Genomic DNA, 17849 nt, shown 5'->3' on the forward strand with positions numbered 1-17849 from the left:
TGTCTTAAACCTGGTGAGGAATGAGATCTTCGCCGGAATTTGTGACTTGCCCGAAACCCTTGACAGAGGCCCGCCCCATTACGGAAGTGGGCCTTTTGTCGTGGTGATCCCTGAAGCCGGGGATTGGTCACGCGCAAGCGCGCGCGGGCCACACCTCACCCACTTGGAAGGATATCCCATGACCACAAGCTTTGCCCCTCTCACCGTCGCCATCGGCGATCTGGTCCCGCATCCCGCCAATGTGCGCAGCAACTCGCCGGAAACTTATGACCTCGAGAACATCGCCCATCTGAAGGCCAGCATCGCTGTGCTGGGCCTGCTCCAGCCGCTCCTCGTCCAGATGCTTGACGGCAAATATGCTGTCCTCGCCGGTGGCCGACGCCATGCCGCGCTGAAGGAGCTGGTTGCCGACAAGGCCGCCAAGGAGTTCACAGCGAAGACCAAGGTGGACTGCCGCCTTGTGCCGGAAGACTGTGACGTCACCACGGCGCTGTCGCTCGCCGAGAACATCACCCAGGCACCGATGAATGCCATCGACGAGTTCGAGGCCTTCGCCCGGATGATGGAGGTCGACGGCCAGACGCCCGAGACCATCGCCAAAACCTTCGGCACCACCGTCTCCGCCGTGAAAGGCCGGTTGCGCTATGGCCTTATCCATCCCGACATCCGCGCCGCGGCCCGGGGCAAGGTGATTACGCTCGACACGATGAAGGCCTTCGCCGAGCATCCGAGCCAGGAGGCGCAGCGCGAGGTCTTCGAGGCGCTCACGAAGGACGGCGGCTATCTGCAGGCCTATACCGTCCGTCAGGCCCTCAAATCCCGCGGCGTGCAGGTCAGCGATGATATCGGGGCTTTCGTGCGCGAAGACTACGAGGCGCGTGGCGGTGCCGTCGCGGCTGACCTTCTGGAAGAGCATTCCGTACTCGAGGATGCGGCGCTGGTCGAAACTATCCTGCTCGAGAAGCTCGGTGCGGCTGCCGAAGAGACCCGTATGAGGCTGGGCTTTGCCTGGGCCGATGCGATGGTGCGCTATGATTACGCGACCATGGCCGACTACGGCCGCGTCTATCCCGGCCCCGTTGAGCCCGACGAGGCCGCCCAGAAGCGCATCGATGAGATCACCGCCGAGCTCGAGAAACTGCAGCTCGAGATGGAGGATGAGGGGCTCGAGGACGACACCTACAACGCCCTTTACGAGCGCGTGGACGCTCTGGAAGAGGAAGCCCGCGACCTGCAGGAGGCCTACAGCACCGAGGACCTCGCCCGCGCTGGTGTGATTGCGTCGTGGTCGGCCGGTAAGGTCACGCTCCATGTGGGCCTCGTCCGCCCCGAGGACACCGTCAAAGAGGAGGGCGCGCGCGGCTCCGCGAGTAATCCGACAGGGGAGGAGGCCCCGGACCCGGGCGAAATCACCTACCCGGCCTCACTAGCCGAGAACCTCAAGACAGAGCGGGCCATGGCCCTTGGCGCTGCGATGGCGCTGCATCCGGAGGCCACGCTCGATCTGACGCTCTTCAAGCTGGTCAGTGACGTTCTGGCCAGTGGCATGAGTGTCACGCAGGCGATCAAGATCGATGCCCGCAAGGAATACCGCAGCCATGCCAAGATGGACGAGATCGACGAGACCTCGCTCGAGCAGGTGGCGGCGGCGCATGATGCGCTTGACCTCTCGTGGCTCGACGACGCCCGCGCGCCCGCCGATCAGTTCGCGGCGTTTCGGGCCCTTCAGGCAGGGGAGAAGGCCAAGCTCGTCGCCTATGCCACCGCCAGCACCACGCAGTCCTGCTTCGCGCGGGATCATCGGCGCGACAGCCTGATGCATGCGTTCGAGATCGAGATCATGCCCGACATCCGCGCCCACTGGACGCCGAATGCGGCGCTCTTCAACCGCTTCAAGAAGGTCTGGCTCCTGAAGATCCTCGGCGAAGATCTGGGTCTGGCCCAGGAGGCGGTGACGCTCGCCTCGTCGAGCAAGAAAGAGATCGTCGCCTTCTGCGACAAGCTCTTTGCAGAGCCCTTCGCCACACTCACGGACGCGCAGCGCGCTGCCGTGGCCGCCTGGTGCCCGCCGATGATGCAGACCGCCGGTGTTGCCTGTGATGAGGCGGCACCCATTGCAGAGACCCCGGAACCTGACGGCGAGGTCGCGAAAGCGGCCTGACGCATCAAGTGACCCGCGCGAGGCGCAATGCCCGCGCGGGTCGATCCTCCCACACCCAACGGAAAGACATCCCCATGGCTATTCTTAAGTTCTCTGCCTCCGCTGTTGCGGCGCAGATCGCCCATGCGCGCGCCTGCAAGACCTTCCTGCCCAATTGGAACGGGCCCGTGGACAGGCCGGCCCTGATCCTCATCGTCGGCAATGGTGTGCATCTGCGCTCAAACGGCATCGATGGCACGACCACCCGTATCGTTACCACCGAGCAGGCCGATCCCTCCTTCGCCTTCGCCGACGGCATGAACCCGTTTCGGGACACCGACTGGATGGCGCAGCGCCGCATGGCGTTTCGTGATCTGACCGGCCAGTTCTACACCGACATCCTGGATGATGTGCAGGTGCTCATCGACCGGGGGCGGGGGGCGATCCGGCTCGCCACCGATGGCCACAGCATCCGCGTTTTCGTGCGCCGGGCCTCGGACTATCTCATCGGCGGGACCTACGAAGTGCCCTCGGGCCTCGGCGGCTTCTTCCGGGTCATCCTCAAGGATGCCTGCGATACCTTCGCGATCGTGCAGAACTGCGGCAATTGCGAGGATTTCGACGCCATGCAGCCCTACCGCGTGCCGCTCGATGCGCTGATGGAAATCGATGACCGGAGGGCGGCGTGATGGGTTGGCTCTTCTACACCGACGGCCGCGTCCAGACCTACGCAGATGAGAAAGCGGAGATTGCTCGGCTGTGCACCTTCGAGGGCGAAAGGCGCAAGACGGAACTGGTCAAAGCCTGCAAGGTGGGTTCGACTTGGTACGCGGCGGCAAAGGTCACATATATCGACGGCACCCCTGTCGAAGACACGACCTATGTCACCGATGCGGATGGCTCCATCACTTTCGCCGCCGTATTCCTTACCCGATATGATGACGGCAGCTGGGGCTACAAGAACATGGAGGAAAGCGCGGGACCGGTCGAATCCCGCGCGCCACTGAGCCTATTGGCCCTGCTGTCCGAGCTGAAAGACCCAGACAGCTATGCTCATGCCTGGTGCCAGCGCTGCCAGGACTGGGCTGCGATCCCGGACTACGAGGAAGGCGACAAGATCAAGCTCGCAGCACCTGTGACGCTCACCGATGGCAGTACCTGCCAGATTGTCACCGCGACCCACTACAGGCGCGGGCGGCAAAAGCGCCGCTGCTACCGCATCGAGGAAACTGGTGGGCTCGTGCGCCTGTCGAAGGCCTCGCTTGCGGGCTCGGAGCTGCTCAGCTCCGCGAAAGGTGCGGCTAGCCCGGTGCTGGCGGAGTTCCTGACGAGGCGAAATTAGGTCCTGCGCCGGACGGGTCATCGACCTGCCCGGCGACAGCAGATGCTGCGGCTTGTCTTGACAAGGCAATGCAAATGCATTACCTATCGCAGGCAGCAAAGATCCCTCTCTTTCAGGAGACTGCCATGACAGCGCTCGCACAAGATGTCTCGAAACTCACGGATCGGTATCAGACGACCGTGCCGGCGGGTGTTCGCAAGCAACTCAAGCTGGGCAAGGGCGACCAGATTCGTTACTGCACTGAGCCGAGTGGCAGGGTCTATATCGAGCCCGTGCGCAGCGAAGAGGAAGATCCCGTGCTCGGAGCCTTTCTCGATTTTGTCGAGGCCGATATCAAGGCGCATCCGGACCGCATTCGGGCCTTCGATGGGGCTTTGCATGACCGTCTTGCAGCACTGGTCGGAGACGTTGACGTCGATCTCGATGCGCCGCTATCGCTCGAGGATGAATGAGCGGCGATAGCGTGCCCGCCCAAGCGCCCCTTGTCGTAAACGGATGGTCGATATATGCGCATCCGCTCTTTCTGGACCAGCTCGAAGGGCTGACCCTGGAGGTCGAGGCGCGTAAGGCGCGCGATCCCAAGACCTGGCGCAAGAAAAATTCCACGAAACGGCTGGCCGCCATCTTCAAGCTGGTGACCGAGGCCATACCGGCAGATCCGGGTGCCGCAGCCTTCCGGCAAGGCGGCACACTCGGCGACCACCGCAAGCACTGGTTCCGGGCGAAATTCTTCCAGCAGTATCGGTTGTTCTACCGGTTCAACAGCGATGCGAAGGTCATCGTGGTGGCCTGGGTGAACGACGACAAGACCCTGCGCGCCTATGGCAGCAAGACGGATGCCTATGCGACGTTCAAAGGGATGCTGGAAGATGGCAACCCACCTGACAATTTCGACGCGCTCTTGAAAGAAGCTGCGGCGGCGGACAAGCGGTTCGAAACTTCCCTTGAAGCGGCGCCAGATCGGTAGGTGGCCCGGTTTGCTGTGAACCTACCGGCATTGCCGTTTACGACGTCAGGCTGGGTGATGTAGCATCAACCCATAGTATAGTCGGAGAAAGCGCAATGGACCCAAAGGGTAAGGAAGGGCCGCACCTCGGCACCGATGAGCAAGGCGCGTCTCGGATGAAACGGAAGCGTTGCCAATTTGCGGTGCGCGTTGCAGACATGCCCGATGACCTCGGCAAGCTTCTGGACTGGGGCCTAGAGGAGCATTTCCGTGGCCGCTGAAGCGAATTCGTATGACGCCTGGTTTTGCGCGCAGGTACAGGCCGCGCTGGAGGATGCACGCTCGGGAACATCTCAGGTTCAGGTGATGCAGGCCGCACAGGCATTGATTGATGCGAAGCGGCAGGTCGAACCCAAGTCCTGACCAAGCCTTGGAGGTCAGCGCGGTCTGACCCCGTCACCCTGAAAAGCGAAAGCGGGCTTTTTGTCCTTTGGAACTCAGACCCTGATCCAAAGGAAATCCCCATGTCCAAGCCCAAACCGGCAAACCCGGCTCTCTCAATCTCCGACGCTGATCTCGTCTGTGCGCTGGCGCAAATCGGCGCGGAGATCGACCACCAACCCCTGCGCAGCTCAGCGCTCGCGCGCATCATGCGCGAGACATTCCATGGCAGTGATGCCGGCGGCGCCTGGGACGGGATAGTGTCCCACCGACTGGTGTAAGAGCGCCGACCTTCGGAGAAGTCCAAGCCTGATCAGGAGGCCACGGCGGGCAACCTGATGCCGGGATTGTCGATGACGCGTGCGAGGGATTCAAGGCTCATGTAGCGGCGCGCGACTGTCCACTCGTCATTGGTCTCCAGCATCAATGCGCCAACGAGCCGAACAATGGCCTCGTCGTTGGGAAAGATGCCGATGACATCGGACCTTCTCTTTATTTCGCGGTTCACCCGCTCAAGTGGGTTCGTCGACGCGATCTGGGGCCAGTGCTCGCGAGGGAAATCCATGTAGGCGAGCACGTCATCGCGGGAAGCGTCCATCAGGGCGCCGAGCGTCGCCTGCTTCTCACGCAGCGCGTCGGCAACCACCTCCCACTGGGCTTCGGCATCGGCCTTGTTGTCCTGGGCAAAGATCGTCTTCAGCATCGCGGCCACGGCCGTGCGCTGCTTGGCCGGGGCATGGGCCAGAGCGTTTCGCATCCAGTGAACCCGGCATCTTTGGTGGGTCGCATTGAAGACCCGCCGCGCGGCGGCCCGGAGCCCCTTGTGATCGTCGGAGATCACCAGTTTCACTCCCCGCAGGCCGCGGTCGGCAAGACTGCGCAGGAAGTCGATCCAGAAGGTTTCTGCCTCGGAGAGGCCCGTGGCGACGCCCAGCACCTCGCGTTTGCCATCTTCGTTGACTGCCACGGCCACTATCACAGCACGGCTGACGATCCGCCCGCCGTCACGGACCTTCAGATAGGTCGCGTCGAGCCAGAGGTATGGCCAGCTCCCCTCCAGCGGCCGATCCAGGAACGCGTTCACCCGATCGTCGATCTCGCCGCAGAGGCGACTGACCTGGCTCTTCGACATGCCACCGGCGCCCATGGCCTTCACCAGGTTGTCGACCGAGCGGGTGGAAATGCCTTGGACGTAAGCCTCCTGGATCACGGCCACGAGCGCCTTCTCGGCCGTGCGGCGAGGCTCAAGGAAGCTGGGCAGATAGCTGCCCTTGCGCAGCTTCGGAATTTCCAACGCGACCCGGCCGGCACGCGTGTCCCAGTCCCGCGCGCGATAGCCGTTCCGATGGACCTCGCGCAGCGGCGAACGCGCGCCCTTCGCAACGCCCGTTCTCGCCTCAACCTCTGCCTCCATGATCCGCTCGGCCGCGAAGGCCAGCATCTCGCGGACCAGATCTCCATCAGCCTGCTTTTCAACCAGCTCGAGCAGAGCCATTCTGTCGTCGGTCATCGTCGTCTCCATCTGGTTCAAGGTTGCCCAACCTGAACCTACTTCGAAGATCGACGGTGACCGCCAGCGTCACACCCGGCCGCGCGCTGCGCTACGCCAAGGGCTCCGCCCGCGGCCTCTTACACCAAGCGTTGGGACACTATCGTTTCGCGCCAACGGAGCAGCATTGCGGGGCGCACTTTGCGACGGTGTGGTCTGGCCGCGCAGTCGATGGCACCGGTTGAACGTCTTGCTGGGTGCTGTTGCCGCCAAGCTGATCTCAGCCACGCATTACGTCTGGGCCGGGCTTGCCGTGGGCGTGGTGCTGGCACCTTTCGACTATCTGTTCTTGATGGTATTCGCCGGTTTTTCACTTGTGCTGTCGCGGTTTGTCCGGGTGCCGGGAGGTTTTGTCATCGGGTCCGCACTGGCGTTCGATCTGCTCGGAGTGCCCGTTGAACAGGCCCTTTTGATGATCCTGTTCAACTGGATGATGTCGATCATACTCGTCGTCAGTGTCGGGCTGATCGTCCTGTGGCAATCCGGCATCGACATCCGGCGCGCGCGACAGGAAGCTGAGGCCGCCGATGTCAGCGCCTGACGTCCCTGTTCTGCGCAACCAGCGGAGGCGCTTTTGGCATGGCGCGCGCAAGCCACTTTCTCGTGCGCATTGACATGAAGGAATAGACCCGACCCTGTCTGGAGCGTATGTCCGCCCCGATGAAAACAGTTCTGATCAACTTCATTGCCGCGCTTGCTGAAATCACTGGATGTTTTGCCTTCTGGGCTAGGTTCCGACTGGACAAGAGTCCGTTCTGGCTGGTGCATGGGATGCTGTCATTGGCGGTTTTCGCATCGTTGCTAGCCCTCAGCCCCGCCGATCAGGCGGGACGCGCCTATCCAGTCTACGGTGGCATCTACATCGTATCGTCCCTGCTATGGCTATGGGGTGTGGAAGGCCATCGCCCGGATCAATGGGATGTTATCGGAGCGGCCATTTGCCTTGTCGGTGCGGGTATAATTCTCTTGGCACCGCGTGGTATTTGACGCGGCTCTGCCACAACCCTGTCTTCCCCGAAAATCGTGATCAGTCTTTCGTTTCACAGGTTCCATTGATGTTGGCATTCTGCACATTCGGAAGGTTTTCCTGAGTCGCAGACGGTGCGAAAACGCTGGAGCGTTCGATCAGATCGCTTTCTGATTCACCCGCTTCGACAACTTGGCGGCGCTTTCCCTGCGCTCGCTGTAACGGTCGAGCAGGACATCCACGTTGTCCCGGGTAAGCAGGGTGAACTTCATCAGCTCCTCCATAACATCGACCATCCTGTCGTATAACGGAGACGGCTTCATGCGGCCCGCCTCGTCGAATTCCAGAAACGCCTTCGGGGTGGAGGACTGGTTCGGGATGGTCAGCAGGCACATCCATCGGCCGAGGATGCGGAGCTGGTTCACGGCGTTGAAGCTCTGCGAGCCGCCGCTGACCTGCATGACGGCCAGCGTCTTGCCCTGCGTCGGGCGCACGCCGCCGAGGCATAGCGGTATCCAGTCGATCTGGGTTTTCATGACGCCGGTCATCGCGCCGTGGCGTTCGGGCGAACACCAGACCATGCCCTCGGACCAGGTGACGAGATCGCGTAGTTCTTTCACCTTCGGATGATCGGCGTCCGCGTCGTCGGGCAGTGGAAAACCGGACGGGCAATAGGTTCGCGTCTCCGCCCCCAGTCGCGTCAGGATACGGGCGGCTTCCTCGGTCATCAGTCGGCTGAACGAGCTATCTCGCAGCGAACCGTAGAGCAGCAGGATGCGCGGGGCGTGCGTCGCCCGCGCGGGTGCCAACAGCCGATCGGTGTCAATGGGTTGGAAATGGGTTTCTTCGATGTTCCGTGTATCAGCCAAAGCGGCGTCTGCAGGGTGATCAATTGGCAGTTCCGGTGCCCAGGTCTCCCCCGGCCCGAAGGCAAGCTGCGGGCCGCCATCAAGGTAGCCCGGCACGTGCATCCCGTGCCAGTGTGCCGTGATTGGCTCATCAAGGCGGTTCGTTACGCTGATGTTTGCGGTGCGCCCACGCTGGAAACGCAGCAATGGCCCAAGGTAATCCTGCGAGTAACCCCAAGTCTCTGAGGCAGCTCCACCGACGAAGTCACGTGTTCCGCGTATAGCCTCAAGCGCGTTACCCGCGCCGGATCCGACCTCCATAATCTCCGGTATTGGCAATGGCGCACCAGGCTCGGCAGCCCAAGCCCGACTGATGTTGAGTACAGGGGTTGCGATAGCGGCGGTGGCGAGGCCGAGGAATTTGCGGCGTTTCATAGGGATACTCCGTTATTGCAAGAGTTGTAGGGCGTTGGCTAACCATTGAGGGAAACATGATCGTCACGATCCCCGCAGCGATAAGATCGCGACAGCGTCCGCGTTAGATCCGAAACGGCAGGTCCGCCTCTTTCCAAGCCGCGAGACCGCCTTCGATCACCGTTGTGACATAGCCCATCTGGCGCAGGCTGTCGGCTGCCAGAGCCGCACGCGCACCCGATGCACACAGCACGTGAACCCGTCCGTTGCCGCCGCGTTTATTGGCCAGGACCTCGTTTGCCTTGCCCGTGTCCGCGTCGGCCTGCGCCTCGACCAGTCCGCGCGGGATATGGACCGCGCCGTCAACCGCTCCATCGCTGTCCAGTTCCGCCGGTTCGCGCACGTCGAGAATAATATCTCCCTGCTTCATCGCGCTGTGGGCTTCCGCTGGGCTGATCACATCAACACGTGATCTGGCATCTTCAACGAGGTCTTTCATGGATTTATTCATAATGGCATCTCCTTCAAAATTTGTTCACGGGCATTTTCAAGTAATGCGCACCGTCGTCCTCGGACGCGGGTAATTGGCCCGCGCGAAGATTGATCTGGAGCGCGGCCAACATCCGGTCCGGCAAACCCAGCGTGGCATCGCGATCCTCACGGGTCTGAATGTAGTCGCTTTTGTCGGTGCCGTCCTTCACATGCACATTCTCGGCCTTGTGCATAGCGACTGTGGCTTCCCAATGCGGCTCGTCGCGATCCTCGGACCCGTAGTCATGCCCGACAAAGAGCCGGGTCTCCTCCGGCAAAGACAGGATTGCCTGGATGGAATTCCACAGGTCCTCAGTGGACCCGCCAGGAAAATCGGCACGCGATGTGCCACTGTCGGGCTGCATCAGCGTGTCGTGTACGAAGGCCGCATCGCCGCAAACATAGGTGATAGAGCCCAGTGTGTGCCCTGGTGACAGCATTACGTAAATGTCCAGATCGCCGATGCTGAAGGTATCGCCGGCCGCGAACAGACGATCAAAATCGCGATCCACGTCGAACGCGTCCGGCGTGTTGTAGTATTCGCGCCAGAGTCCGGCGATATCGCGAACCTTCTCACCGATGGCGTTGACGGCACCGGTCCGTTCCTTGAGGTGCGAAGAAGCCGTGACGTGATCGGCGTGGGGGTGCGTATCGAGAACCCATTCGACTGTAAGGCCGTGTTCGGCCACAAGGTCCAGTACCTGCTCCATACTGCGCATATCGGTTGTAAAACTTGCAGGATCGAAGTTCAGTACGACATCGATCAATGCAGCCTTTTTGGTCGTCGGGTCGGCGCAAATGTACTGGATGGACCCGGTGTCGGGCTCATAGATGCCCCAGACATCGGGGCTATTTTCCCCTGTCGATGCAGAATGGCGAACGACAGGTTCTTTCAGCTTGGACATGTTTACGCTCCTTTGCTTGCGAAGTCTGTGACCGGCCCAGTATGGGGCTCTGTTGAAATATTGTATTGTTCAAGTCGTCTGTCGGAAGTATATGTAAGTCATGTCTAAATTAGTCAACTCTAATACAGAGAAACCCATGCCCTCCCTCTCCATCTTGCAGACGCGCGCGCAGGATGTGGCGGGTCAACTGGCGTTGCTGTCGAATGCCAACAGGCTTCTCGTGCTCTGTCACTTACTGGAGGGAGAGCAATCGGTGGGTGAGCTACAGGGCCAGCTCGCCCTGAGCCAGTCGGCACTCAGCCAGCATCTCGCGAAGTTGCGTGAGGCTGGCATGGTCGCGACAAGGCGCGAAAGTCAGACGATTCACTACAGCATTGCCGATCTACGCCTACACGACATGATCGATGCGCTCTATCGCATCTACTGTGAAAGGGATGAGAGCGCGCTGGGTTGATGAACGTACCGGTTCCGTTACCCGGACGGGCTAGGTTGTAATTATGGTGAAGAGTTCAGGATTTCGCGGGCCGCGACATGATCGCTTACGCTTCGCGGTAATTGTCACACGCCTCAACACCCTCTGCAACCAATTCTAGAAGTGCGTCAACATCGTTCAAAAGGGCTGTAATGCGCGGGTTGCTGATGCGGTAGCGGATGAAGCGTCCGTCGCGATCGCTGGCCACGAGCCCGCAATCCAGAAGACACCGGAGATGGTTGGAAACGTTTGGCTGCGATAACTCCGTGCGCGTCACGATCTCATGAACGGCCAACGGCGCTTCGCGCAAGGCGTCCATAATCGCGAGGCGGCTCGGGTCCGCAAAGCCGCGAAACAGCTTCGCTCTTCGTTCAATAACGGTAGTCCCGGTATTGCAGTCGGCGATAATTTGATCCATATCATTCCTCGCTGATATGTTGTTTCTTGATTCACTCTAGCAGGAGAAGTGCACCCATGGCCAACACCGATAGCGCCGGTTCGACGGCAGATATCCCATCCTTCCGTTACCGCGTCTCCGGCATGGATTGCGCCAAGGACGCCGCGCAGATTGAACGAGCGGCGCAATCTGCCGGGGTCGCGCCCGACGCGGTGAAAGTGTCGGCGGCGACCCACATTATGACCCTGAAGGCCCCCGAAGCGCGGTTGCCGGAGATCGAGAAAGCCGTTGAAACCACGGGGTACGGGTTCGACCGCATCGAGAGCGACGAGGACCTTCAGCAAGGTGCGGCCCATCAGGATCCAGCCTACCGACGCGCGCTCTGGATCGTCGTGATCCTGAACGTTGGTTACGGTGTCATCGAGTTGGTCGGCGGGTTCATCTCCGGATCGCAGGCTGTGAAGGCCGATGCGCTCGATTTCATCGGCGATGGCGCGATCACCTTCCTTGGCCTTCTGGCAATCGGTTGGAGCCTTGCCTGGCGGGCGCGGTCAGCCCTGATTCAGGGCATCTTTCTCGGTCTGCTCGGTCTTGGCGTCCTTGGCACAACCATCATGCGGGCATTCGAGCCGACACCGCCAGATGCCACTCTGATGGGGATACTGGGCCTGATTGCTCTTGTCATCAATGTCATCTCCGTGTTGCCCCTGCTGAAATTCCGCAAGGGCGACGCGAACATGCGGGCTGTTTGGCTGTTTTCGCGCAACGACGCCATCGGCAACGCGGCAGTCGTTATCGCCGCCGGTCTGGTGTTTTGGCTGGGTAGCGCATGGCCCGACCTGATCGTCGCCTTCGGCATCGCCGGATTGTTCCTGCATTCTTCCTGGGCGATCATCAGCGATGCGCGTTCCGATCTGAAAGTGGCGGCATGAACAGCCGCATTCTGGGTGCGCTCTGCGCGATTGCAGCTTTCGGTCTCGATCAGGGCACCAAGACGCTGGCCCTTAACACCCCGGCGCTTGAGCATGGGGTCGAAGTTCTGCCCTTTCTCAATCTCGTTCGTGTCCTGAACGATGGGGTCAGCTTCGGCATGCTCGGCGGGATCGTGCCCTGGTGGGGTCTCATCGCGCTTGCTGCCGTGATCGTGGCATGGCTGCTGATCTGGTTATGGCGCGCGCCGGACAGGCTGACGGCTGCTGCTCTCGGTCTGGTTATCGGCGGTGCGCTCGGCAATGTCATCGACCGGCTGCGTTATCAGGCGGTCCCTGACTTTCTGGATTTCCATTTCGGAACATACCACTGGCCGTCCTTCAACCTCGCTGACGTGGCGATTTTCTGCGGGGCGGCACTGCTGTTCTGGGACGGCTTTCGCGCGACGAAAGACTCCGAACAGGACCACCGCAAGGAAAATATCACCGGGGGATAAAAGCTGACAAGTAAGGAACTTTGGGAGGTGACTAGGCTTGAGATTTTTGGATTGGATTGACCGTGGGATACGCGGCATCGGCGTCGTGACTGCATGGCTGACAGTTGTTGCGATTGCCGCTTACGGCGCGCTTCAGATGCTGGATCGCAAGCTACAACTTGGCGTTTCGAGCTACCTGCCGGACCTGTCCACGTCACTGCTGTTCATCCTGATCTTCTTGACCTTTGGGTATACCTACCTGCGCGACGGTCACGTGCGCGTGGATGTTCTTCGCAGGCATTGGTCCGCGCACCGCATTGCGTGGATCGAATTGATAGGTGGCCTTTTTGTCCTTCTCCCGCTCGCCGCCATCCTGACCTATTACGGGTGGGACGGTCTGATGCGCACCACGAAATACGCCGAGACCCAGTTGTGGGCAGAACGCATTGCCGGAGTCATCGGCCCCATCTTGCTGGCTCTTGCGGGGGTGATCGTAGCCCTGCGCAACATCGCCTTTCTGGCGGGGAAACGTGCGCAAGGCGCTCCGGAACAATCGGGCGGCCTCCATAATGGCAAATGAGGTCCTCACGGTCGCTATGCTGGTTGTGATGGCCATCGGGGTCTTCAGTGGCTTTCCGGTGGCTCTGGTCCTGGCGGGGACGGGCTTTCTGGGATTTGCGGCTGCGGTCTGGGTGGGAATCACTGACTTTCAGCATCTGGGGCTGATCTACCTGCGGGCTCGCGGCGTGCTGACCAATGAATCAGTCCAATTCACCAGCGTGCCAATGCTGATTTTCCTCGGACTGGTCCTGAATGCCAGCGGGGTTGCCGAAACCATGTTTCGCTTGCTGGGGCGTCTTCTGACAGGCGTTCCGGGTCGCTACGCCATTGCGACCCTGCTGATCGGCCTCGTGCTCGCGCCAGCCGCCGGGGTCATCGGCGCTTCGGTCATCACGGTGGCGCTGGTCGCCTATGCCCCGATGATGGCCTCCGGCTACGCACCGCGAACCGCGGGTGCCGCTGTCGCGGCCTCCGGCGCATTGGGCGTCGTGTTTCCACCCGCCGTGATGTTGTTCTTCATCTCGAACGTGTTCTATCTGCGTATCGGGTTGATGTACGTGGCCCTGATCGTGCCTGTTCTTCTGATGGTCATGGCCTTCGCGATCTACTTTGCCCTCACCTTGCGAAAAACCGTTGAAATCCCCCTGGACGCGCCTAAGACCAATCTTGTGTCAGACCTTTTGTTCGTACTCGCTTCAGTCGCTGTTATCGCATTCATTCCGCTCAGCATTATCCTGGGCTTTGCAACACTCACGGAGGCGGCTGGCGTAGGGGTGTTTGGCGCTCTGTTGGTCGCGCTGGTGCGAAAGCGCTTGTCTTTCTCGTCGTTGAACTCTGTCACGGTGCAGACAAGTACCATGACGTCGATGGTCTTCTTCATTGTACTGGGCGCATCAGTCTTTTCGCTGAGTTTCCACCTTGTTGGTGGACCCGATGTCATCTTCGACTGGATATCCGCATTTGATCTCTCCCGATGGGAATTATTGGCGATGCTCCTTGGTGTGGTCATCGTCCTCGGGTTTGTTTTTGACTGGATCGAGGTGCTGCTGGTTTTCATACCCGTGCTGATGCCGATCTTCTCGGAACTCGACTTCGCGGATCACGTCGGCTCTGCATACTTTGCGCAAATCTGGATCGCCGGACTGATAGCACTGGCGTTGCAGACGTCTTTTCTGACGCCTCCTTTCGGCTATGCCCTGTTCTTTGCCAAGATGGCGGCACCGAAGGGTATCAACCTTTCCGATATCTACCGCGGCGCGGTACCGCTTGTCGCCATCGAGATCGTATTGATTGCGGCGCTAATCTCGTTCCCTCAGCTTATCACCTGGCTGCCTGAAATGTCCCTTGGGTCTGCTGATGCGCCGCAGTTGATCCAGCGGTGACAGGTATTGCTGGCGCGGATGTAGTGACTTCCTGCCGAGTGGCACTTCTGTTCTGGAATAGCTGCCGCACCGCAGGCGGCCAGACTGAACAGGGCGAAAGTAAAGAAACAGAAACAGAAACAGAAACAGAAGGATAATGCATGTCCGACATACCATCCGCAAAGGGCTTTGACAGCACGCTCTCCCTTCTGCGCAATCCTTACGGGTTCATCCCGGACACCTGCCGCGCCCTTGACACCGATCTGTTCGCAACCCGCATCCTCCTTCAAAAGACGATCTGTATGACCGGTGCGGCGGCAGCGGAAGTTTTCTACTCCGAGGATAAACTGGTTCGCGAAGGCTCGATGCCCGGCCGCATTCAGAAGACACTGCTCGGAGAAGGTGGCGTTCAGGGACTGGACGGCGAGGCCCATCGGCACCGCAAACAGATGTTCATGTCGCTGATGGGAACGGAGCGGATCGCTGCTCTCCAGGGCATATCGCTTCACATGCTGGACAATTACGCACCCGACTGGGCGGCAGCAGATAAGATCGTTCTCTATGGCGAATTGCGCGAGATTCTTACGAGAGCTGTCTGCGCGTGGGCCGGAGTGCCGCTTCCCGAGGCGGAGGCGAAGACGCGAACGGCGCAGCTGACGGCTCTGTTTCAGGATGCCGGAGCCGTTGGCCTAAAACATTGGCGCGCGCGTCTGTCGCGGCACAGCCTGGAAAGGTGGGCTGAACGGATCATCGGGCAGGTTCGCGATGGAAGTCTCCAGCCACAAAAAGAAAACGCCCTCCACGTCATCGCGACATGGAGCGACCTCAATGGGGAGTTATTGACCCCCAAGGTGGCCGCCGTAGAGCTTTTGAATGTCCTGCGCCCGACCGTCGCGGTATCCGTGTTCATCGTTCAGGCCGTCCATGCCCTGCACCAGTATCCCCACTGGGTGCAAAAACTGAAAGACGACGAAAGCCGACTTGAGCCTTTCGTGCAGGAGGTTCGCCGCCTATATCCGTTCTTTCCCGCAGTCGCGGCACGGGTAAAAAGCGCATTCGAGTGGCGCGGATATCGGTTTCCGGAAGGGTGCAGGGTTCTGCTCGACCTTTATGGCACAAACACCGATCCGCGTTCATGGGACGCGCCGCAAGAGTTCCGGCCCGAACGCTTTCGGGACCGCGCCAAAAACCCCTATGATTTCATCCCGCAGGGCGGTGGCGACCACCACTTGGACCACCGCTGTCCGGGCGAATGGATTGCTATCAGCCAGATGAAGGCATTCTGCGGATATTTCGTGAATTCCATCGACTACGATGTGCCGGATCAGGATTTGGAGCTTGATACAAAAGAGTTGCCGCCCCTGCCGAAGACCCGGTTTGTCATGTCCGATGTCAGGCTTAAAAATGGATCGTGATTGGACAGCTCCGGTTTCCCTGCGAGCTCTGGAAATCGAGGCGCGCCGATTGGTTGCTAAGAAAGTGGAACATACAAATGCCCAAACGAACTAAACGTCCGGTCTGACTGCCCTGCCTGCGCGATGGAGTGGGTGATAGTGTCCACCATGGATAGTGGACATCTTGAGGTTGGTGATGGCGGGGAAGAAGGGTTTGAAGAAGCGGCTCTGGTCGGATGACGAGAAGCGCACGATTTGCGCGCAGACGTTGACGCCGGGCGTTTCGGTTGCACAGGTTGCCCGCCGCTATTCGATGAACGCGACCCTGATTTTCAAGTGGCTGAAAGATCCCCGGTTTGCGCCGTTGGAGAGCGGACCGTCGCCAGAGGAAAGTATCGCTCTTGAAGGCGTTTTCCTTCCTGTCGAGAGACCTTGTTGCACATATCGGTGAGGGGGATTCACTGAGCGCGCGCTGACGGTTAGCTCGAGGTCATGCCGAAGCCTTCCCCGATCCGCTACCGCACGACGAACTGGTCAGACTACAACGCGGCGCTGCGCAAGCGCGGCTCGCTGTCGGTCTGGTTCGACCCCGAGATGGTCTGGCATGCGGAGAAAACTGGCAAGCGCGGACGGCCCGAGACCTTCTCGGACGCTGCGATCCAGACATGCCTCACCCTGAAAGTGCTCTTCGGTCTTCCGCTCCGGCAGACGGTCGGGCTGGTTGAAAGCCTGATCCAGATGGCGGGGCTCGACTGGCCGGTTCCGGACTATTCGACGCTGTGCCGCCGGCAGGCGCGGATCGCGGTGCAGGTCCCGTATCGCACCTCGGGCCAGCCGCTGAACCTGTTGATCGACAGCACTGGCATCAAGTTCCGCGGTGATGGCGAGTGGCAGGCTCGCAAGCATGGCCCGTCACGCCGGAGGCAATGGCGGAAGGTTCATATTGCCATGGACGCGGGCACCGGGGATGTGCGCGCGGTTGAATTCACCTCGAGCCGCCAAGGCGACAGCCCGTTGCTGCCGGAGCTGCTGACGCAGATCCCCCCGGAGGAGGCGATCGGCACGGTCACCGCGGACGGGGCTTACGATACACGACGATGCCATGGCGCGATCATCGACCGAGGCGCGGATGCCGTCATACCGATCCGCCGTAATGGCCGCGCCTGGCAAGAAAACTGTCCCGCTGCTGCCGCGCGAAATGAGATCCTGCGGGCAACCAGGCGCTTGGGCCGGACGCTCTGGAAGAAATGGACCGGCTATCACGTCCGAAGTCGGGTCGAGGCTGTGATGAACTGCCTGAAGCTCTTCGGCGAGAGGATCATGTCACGAGACCCCGACCGCCAGACCGCCGAAATCCAGATCCGCATCGCCATCATGAACCGCTTCTCGGCCCTTGGCAGGGCCGAGATCGAAGCCGTCCGCTGAAGAAAGGCGGGAAAGGGGGCAGTCATGCTCGGGGCTGATTTGCGCAACATCGCCCATACTGCCGACTTGAATTCGTATCTCAAATGAGATACATCACTCCCATCAACTGGAGGACCATCCATGCCTGCCCAAACATCCATGCTTCATGTCCGTGTTGACGATCAGCTGAAAGCACAGGCTTCGGAGGCACTTGCGGGCGTCGGTCTGACGCTCTCCGACGCGGTGCGTATTCTTCTGACCCGCGTGGCCGCAGAAGGCGGCTTGCCTGCCGGATTGACTGCTGATCCGGATGCCTATGACGCCTGGTTCAGGGCGAAGGTACAGGAAGCGCTGGACGATCCAAGGCCCACAACGCCCCATGCCAAGGCGATGCAAGACGCCCAGGCATTGATTGACGGGAAGCGCCTTGCCAAATCTTGAATGGAAAGCCACGGCCATAGCCGACTTGCTGGCAATCATTGACTACATCTCTGACGACAACCCGGATGCCGCCCAAGTTCTCAAAGACGAGATTGAACACAAGACGTCCCTCATTCCAGAACGCCCTCAGATGTACCGTGCGGGCCGTGTGGACGGGACTAGGGAGATGGTTGTTCGGCCGAACTACATCGTGGTTTATGCTGAAAGCCCTGAGATGGTGACCATTTTGCGCGTTCTTCATGCTGCGCAGCAGTGGCCATGATCGGGGTGCAGGCCCCCCGCTAAGAAATTGCCCGCTCTACGCCTTCAAAGTGTAGAGCGGGCTTTTTGT

The 17849-nt window shown here is 60.4% G+C and carries 23 protein-coding genes and 1 pseudogene; 19 read left to right on the plus strand and 5 right to left on the minus strand.

Annotated elements, in window-relative coordinates; translation table 11 throughout:
• Window positions 1-178: 178 nt before the first annotated feature.
• From PVW51_RS21425 to PVW51_RS21455, 7 genes and pseudogenes are all read left to right on the plus strand, one after another.
• On the plus strand, window positions 179-2161 hold the full coding sequence (locus tag PVW51_RS21425; RefSeq protein ID WP_274577362.1) for a ParB/RepB/Spo0J family partition protein: 1983 nt from the start codon (window positions 179-181) through the stop codon (window positions 2159-2161).
• Between the two features lie 74 nt (window positions 2162-2235).
• Complete coding sequence (locus PVW51_RS21430; protein WP_274577364.1) at window positions 2236-2829, plus strand: regulator; 594 nt, start codon at window positions 2236-2238, stop codon at window positions 2827-2829.
• Window positions 2829-3482 (plus strand): DUF6927 domain-containing protein, encoded by a 654-nt coding sequence (locus PVW51_RS21435; protein ID WP_093733138.1) that lies wholly within the window; start codon window positions 2829-2831, stop codon window positions 3480-3482. The genes PVW51_RS21430 and PVW51_RS21435 overlap by 1 nt, the downstream gene beginning before the upstream one ends.
• A gap of 125 nt (window positions 3483-3607) precedes the next feature.
• Window positions 3608-3934: a type II toxin-antitoxin system PrlF family antitoxin gene (locus PVW51_RS21440; protein WP_074637394.1), complete on the plus strand. Its 327-nt coding sequence runs from the start codon at window positions 3608-3610 to the stop codon at window positions 3932-3934.
• Entirely contained in the window at window positions 3931-4449 is a 519-nt protein-coding gene (locus tag PVW51_RS21445; protein ID WP_093733139.1) for a type II toxin-antitoxin system YhaV family toxin, read from the plus strand. Before PVW51_RS21440 ends, PVW51_RS21445 begins: the two co-directional genes overlap by 4 nt.
• 249 nt (window positions 4450-4698) lie before the next feature.
• Window positions 4699-4851, plus strand: coding sequence for an antitoxin PaaA2 family protein (locus PVW51_RS21450; RefSeq protein ID WP_009819682.1), 153 nt, complete (start codon window positions 4699-4701; stop codon window positions 4849-4851).
• Between the two features lie 101 nt (window positions 4852-4952).
• Window positions 4953-5147, plus strand: a pseudogene (locus PVW51_RS21455) (hypothetical protein); the annotation flags it as partial.
• A gap of 35 nt (window positions 5148-5182) precedes the next feature.
• Here the strand turns inward: PVW51_RS21455 and PVW51_RS21460 are convergent.
• Window positions 5183-6379 carry an IS256 family transposase gene (locus tag PVW51_RS21460; RefSeq protein ID WP_093733141.1) on the minus strand — a complete coding sequence of 399 codons (1197 nt, stop codon included), beginning with the start codon at window positions 6377-6379 and terminating at the stop codon, window positions 5183-5185.
• A 166-nt stretch (window positions 6380-6545) separates the two neighbouring features.
• On the opposite strand from PVW51_RS21460, the gene PVW51_RS21465 reads away from it, so the two are divergent.
• A complete protein-coding gene (locus PVW51_RS21465; RefSeq protein WP_093733142.1) occupies window positions 6546-6959 on the plus strand; it encodes a hypothetical protein in 414 nt (137 codons plus the stop codon).
• 119 nt (window positions 6960-7078) lie between these two features.
• Window positions 7079-7405, plus strand: coding sequence for a YnfA family protein (locus PVW51_RS21470; RefSeq protein ID WP_167354532.1), 327 nt, complete (start codon window positions 7079-7081; stop codon window positions 7403-7405).
• A 138-nt stretch (window positions 7406-7543) separates the two neighbouring features.
• Here the strand turns inward: PVW51_RS21470 and arsH are convergent, their stop codons facing one another.
• The 3 genes from arsH to PVW51_RS21490 form a co-directional block, all read right to left on the minus strand.
• Complete coding sequence (gene arsH, locus PVW51_RS24330) at window positions 7544-8668, minus strand: arsenical resistance protein ArsH (RefSeq protein WP_093733144.1); 1125 nt, start codon at window positions 8666-8668, stop codon at window positions 7544-7546.
• A 103-nt stretch (window positions 8669-8771) separates the two neighbouring features.
• Complete coding sequence (locus PVW51_RS21485; protein ID WP_093733203.1) at window positions 8772-9146, minus strand: rhodanese-like domain-containing protein; 375 nt, start codon at window positions 9144-9146, stop codon at window positions 8772-8774.
• A 25-nt stretch (window positions 9147-9171) separates the two neighbouring features.
• The gene (locus PVW51_RS21490; RefSeq protein WP_093733145.1) at window positions 9172-10083 is read right to left on the minus strand and encodes an MBL fold metallo-hydrolase; all 912 of its coding nucleotides are present in this window, start codon (window positions 10081-10083) and stop codon (window positions 9172-9174) included.
• Between the two features lie 136 nt (window positions 10084-10219).
• Here PVW51_RS21490 and PVW51_RS21495 point away from each other — a divergent pair, with 136 nt between their 5' ends.
• Window positions 10220-10537: an ArsR/SmtB family transcription factor gene (locus PVW51_RS21495; RefSeq protein WP_208596042.1), complete on the plus strand. Its 318-nt coding sequence runs from the start codon at window positions 10220-10222 to the stop codon at window positions 10535-10537.
• A gap of 85 nt (window positions 10538-10622) precedes the next feature.
• Here the strand turns inward: PVW51_RS21495 and PVW51_RS21500 are convergent, their stop codons facing one another.
• The gene (locus tag PVW51_RS21500) at window positions 10623-10973 is read right to left on the minus strand and encodes an ArsR/SmtB family transcription factor (protein WP_093733147.1); all 351 of its coding nucleotides are present in this window, start codon (window positions 10971-10973) and stop codon (window positions 10623-10625) included.
• A gap of 56 nt (window positions 10974-11029) precedes the next feature.
• Between PVW51_RS21500 and PVW51_RS21505 the strand changes: the two genes are divergently transcribed.
• The 9 genes from PVW51_RS21505 (at window position 11030) to PVW51_RS21545 (ending at window position 17780) form a co-directional block, all read left to right on the plus strand.
• The gene (locus PVW51_RS21505; protein WP_093733148.1) at window positions 11030-11884 is read left to right on the plus strand and encodes a cation transporter; all 855 of its coding nucleotides are present in this window, start codon (window positions 11030-11032) and stop codon (window positions 11882-11884) included.
• The gene (gene lspA / locus PVW51_RS21510) at window positions 11881-12378 is read left to right on the plus strand and encodes a signal peptidase II (RefSeq protein ID WP_093733149.1); all 498 of its coding nucleotides are present in this window, start codon (window positions 11881-11883) and stop codon (window positions 12376-12378) included. Before PVW51_RS21505 ends, lspA begins: the two co-directional genes overlap by 4 nt.
• Before the next feature lie 46 nt (window positions 12379-12424).
• On the plus strand, window positions 12425-12937 hold the full coding sequence (locus PVW51_RS21515; RefSeq protein ID WP_093733150.1) for a TRAP transporter small permease subunit: 513 nt from the start codon (window positions 12425-12427) through the stop codon (window positions 12935-12937).
• A complete protein-coding gene (locus PVW51_RS21520) occupies window positions 12927-14300 on the plus strand; it encodes a TRAP transporter large permease (RefSeq protein ID WP_093733151.1) in 1374 nt (457 codons plus the stop codon). Before PVW51_RS21515 ends, PVW51_RS21520 begins: the two co-directional genes overlap by 11 nt.
• 140 nt (window positions 14301-14440) lie before the next feature.
• Complete coding sequence (locus PVW51_RS21525; RefSeq protein ID WP_093733152.1) at window positions 14441-15694, plus strand: cytochrome P450; 1254 nt, start codon at window positions 14441-14443, stop codon at window positions 15692-15694.
• Window positions 15695-15869: 175 nt separating this feature from the next.
• A complete protein-coding gene (locus tag PVW51_RS21530) occupies window positions 15870-16124 on the plus strand; it encodes a transposase (protein ID WP_244148412.1) in 255 nt (84 codons plus the stop codon).
• Window positions 16125-16165: 41 nt separating this feature from the next.
• Window positions 16166-17098 carry an IS5 family transposase gene (locus tag PVW51_RS21535; protein ID WP_093733153.1) on the plus strand — a complete coding sequence of 311 codons (933 nt, stop codon included), beginning with the start codon at window positions 16166-16168 and terminating at the stop codon, window positions 17096-17098.
• 120 nt (window positions 17099-17218) lie between these two features.
• Window positions 17219-17518, plus strand: coding sequence for a type II toxin-antitoxin system RelB/DinJ family antitoxin (locus tag PVW51_RS21540; RefSeq protein WP_093733154.1), 300 nt, complete (start codon window positions 17219-17221; stop codon window positions 17516-17518).
• Complete coding sequence (locus PVW51_RS21545; protein ID WP_093733155.1) at window positions 17505-17780, plus strand: type II toxin-antitoxin system RelE/ParE family toxin; 276 nt, start codon at window positions 17505-17507, stop codon at window positions 17778-17780. The genes PVW51_RS21540 and PVW51_RS21545 overlap by 14 nt, the downstream gene beginning before the upstream one ends.
• Window positions 17781-17849 lie beyond the last annotated feature (69 nt).

Origin of the sequence: Sulfitobacter sp. PR48 (assembly GCF_028807335.1) — a bacterium.
Taxonomy (GTDB): Bacteria; Pseudomonadota; Alphaproteobacteria; order Rhodobacterales; family Rhodobacteraceae; genus Sulfitobacter.